Origin of the sequence: Corallococcus praedator, from assembly GCF_003612125.1 — a bacterium.
GTDB lineage: Bacteria > Myxococcota > Myxococcia > Myxococcales > Myxococcaceae > Corallococcus > Corallococcus praedator.
In genome coordinates this window covers 1-2,787 of the sequence record NZ_RAWI01000658.1, presented here as the reverse complement: position 1 = coordinate 2,787, position 2,787 = coordinate 1, and the positions used below count along the sequence as shown (strand labels likewise).

The 2,787-nt window shown below is 68.6% G+C and carries 2 protein-coding genes; one reads left to right on the top strand and one right to left on the bottom strand.

What is annotated here, in order from left to right; genetic code table 11:
* The first annotated feature begins 212 nt into the window (after window positions 1-212).
* Window positions 213-1,187 (top strand): helix-turn-helix transcriptional regulator, encoded by a 975-nt coding sequence (locus D7Y13_RS40500; RefSeq protein ID WP_370451759.1) that lies wholly within the window; start codon window positions 213-215, stop codon window positions 1,185-1,187.
* Here the strand turns inward: D7Y13_RS40500 and lpdA are convergent.
* Entirely contained in the window at window positions 1,184-2,581 is a 1,398-nt protein-coding gene (gene lpdA / locus D7Y13_RS40495) for a dihydrolipoyl dehydrogenase (protein WP_120538350.1), read from the bottom strand. The genes D7Y13_RS40500 and lpdA overlap by 4 nt on opposite strands.
* Between the last annotated feature and the right edge of the window lie 206 nt (window positions 2,582-2,787).

Sequence of the window (2,787 nt, the reverse complement as noted above, 5' to 3'; positions counted from 1 at the left end):
CCCAGCATCGTCGCGATTCCCCGCCCCGCGCCCCGCGTCGCTCCAGCAACCAGGGCAATCCGTCCTTCGAGTGGCTTCATGGTGGTCCTCCCTTTCAGCCTCCACCCTGCACGCCCAATCCTGACATCCCCTGTCATGATTGCCGGGCGAAGCTGCGAAGCCCCGTTGATGGAGGACACCCCCTGCGCGCCGACCGACTCGTGCACCTGCTCATGCGTCTGCAGTCCCGCCCCCGGAGCACCGTGGGCGAGCTGGCCCGCGAACTCCAGGTCTCCAGCCGCACCGTGCACCGCGACCTGGACGCCCTGTCCACCGCGGGCATCCCCGTGTACGCCACGCGCGGCGCTTCAGGCGGCGTGGCCCTGATGGAGGGCTGGCGCACGCAGCTCACCGGCCTCACCCGCCCGGAGCTGCAGGCCCTGGCCACCGTGGGAGCCCCAGGCGCCCTGGACGACCTGGGCCTGTCCGCGCCCCTGCGCACGGGGATGGTGAAGCTGGCGGCGGCCCTCCCTGCCCTCCAGCAGCCCGCGCTGGAGCACGCACGACAACGCCTCCACGTGGACGCGTCCGGGTGGTTCACCGGCCGCGAGCCCGTACCGCACCTGGGCACGCTGCGCGACGCCGCCTGGCAGGACCGCCGCGTGTCGCTGAGCTACCAGGACTTCGACGGCGCCAGCTCCCGCCGCGTGGTGGAGCCGTACGGGCTCGTCATCAAGGCGGACCGCTGGTACCTAGTCGCCGGGACGGACAAGGGCCCGCGCGTCTTCCGGGGCGCGCGCATCGGAAGTGTGCGGCTGCATCCCAAGGGCTTCACCCGCCCCGCCCGATTCGACCTGCCCGCGTTCTGGAAGGACTGGTGCGCGAAGTTCGCCGTGGAGCGTCCCCGCTACGACGTCACGCTGCGCTTCACGGCGGAAGGGGAAGCAGCGCTGAAGAAGATGCGTCCCCCGGCCGACGGAGAGCGCCTGACGGCGGCGCCCGCGGCACGCGGTGGGAAGCGCAAGGCGACGTTGGACTTCGAGCGGGAGTCCATCGCGGTCTCCCAGCTGTGCGAACTCGGGGCGGGCGTGGAGGTGCTCGCCCCGGAGTCGCTGCGACAACGACTGGCCGCCCTGGCGGCCTCACTCCAGGCGCTCTACGGCGGCCCCGGAAACAACCCGGGCCGCCGTGCGCGCCGCACCCGCTAGAAGTGCAGCGGGTGGCCCAGCGTGGCCTCGGCGCCCTCGTGCATGATCTCCGAGAGCGTCGGGTGGGCGTGGATGGTGTGCGCCAGCTCCTCGGTGGTGATCTCCAGCTTCATGGCGACGCAGGCCTCGGCGAGCAGCTCCGTGGCGTGCGGCCCGATGATGTGGATGCCCAGCACCTCGTCGTACTTGCGGTCCGAGACGATCTTGATCATGCCGATCGACTCGTTGGAGATGGCCGACTTCGTCACGGCGCCGAAGGGGGCGATGCCCACCTTCACGTCGTAGCCGCGCTCCTTGGCCTTCTTCTCCGTGAGGCCCACCGACGCGACCTCCGGGTAGCAGTAGGTGGCGGACGGGGTGAGGTCGTAGTTGATGGGCGCGGGGTTCTTCCCGGCGATGTGCTCCACCACCATCACGCACTCGGCGCTGGCCATGTGCGCCAGCATCGGCGTGGGGATGACGTCGCCGATGGCGTAGACGTTGGGCTCGCTGGTGCGGCACTGCGCGTCGACCTTGATGAAGCCGCGGTCGGTCTGCACGGCCGTCTTGTTGAGGCCCACGTCCTCGGTGACGGGCGAGCGGCCCACCGCCGACAGGAGGATTTCGGCCTCCAGCGTCTTGGTCTCCGAGCCCACGGTCATGGTGACCTTCACGCCGTCCGCCGTGTGCTCCACCTTCTCCACCTTGGCGCCGGTGTGCACGTCGATGCCGCGGCGGCGGAAGATCTTGTCCAGCTCCTTGGACACGTCCGCGTCCTCGATGGGCAAGAGCGCCGGCATGTACTCCACGATGGCCGTCTTGCTGCCCACGTGGTTGAACACGGAGGCGAACTCGCAGCCCACCGCGCCCGCGCCCAGGACGATGATGCTCTTGGGGATGCGGTCGATGGTCAGGATGGAGTCACTGTTCATCACCCGCTTGTGGTCCACCTGCACGTTCGGCAGGGACTTGGGCACGGAGCCCGTGGCGACGATGATGTTCTTGGTCTCCAGCGTCTGCTTGGAGCCGTCCTCCGCCGTCACCTCCACCTTGCCCTTCCCGCTGATGCGACCATGGCCCTTCACGACCGTGATCTTGTTCTTCTTCATCAGGAAGTCGATGCCGTTGGCACCCTTGGTGACGACCTTGTCCTTGTGCTTCTGGGCGTTGGCCCAGTTGACGGTGGGGTTGGCCGTGTCGATGCCGAAGTCCGCCGCTTCCTTGATGTGGTGGAAGAGCGACGCGGTCCACAAGAGCGACTTGGTCGGGATGCAGCCGCGATGCAGACAGGTGCCGCCCAGGCGCTTGTCCTTCTCGATGATGGCCGTCTTCAGCCCGAGCTGGGCCGCGCGGATGGCGCCCACATAGCCGCCAGGACCCGAGCCGATGATCACCACGTCGAAAGTCTCAGCCACGCACGCCTCCGTCATTAATTTCGGATGGAACTCGCGGGCGCTGATAACCCCCGGTCCCGGTTGGAATCAAGGAGTTTGCTCGTGCGCCGCTTCCCACTTCATCGGCTCCTGTTGATGGTAGTAGCGCTGCTGGCCTTCGGGCGCCTGTATTACGTGACCCACCGCGCCACGCCCGCCCCGGCCCCCCGGAAGGGACCGGCCACGAC

Bases quoted from the DNA above. Each gene is read 5' to 3' on its own strand.
- D7Y13_RS40500 (WP_370451759.1), top strand. From the start codon at position 213: ATGCGTCTGCAGTCCCGCCCCCGGAGCACCGTGGGCGAGCTGGCCCGC.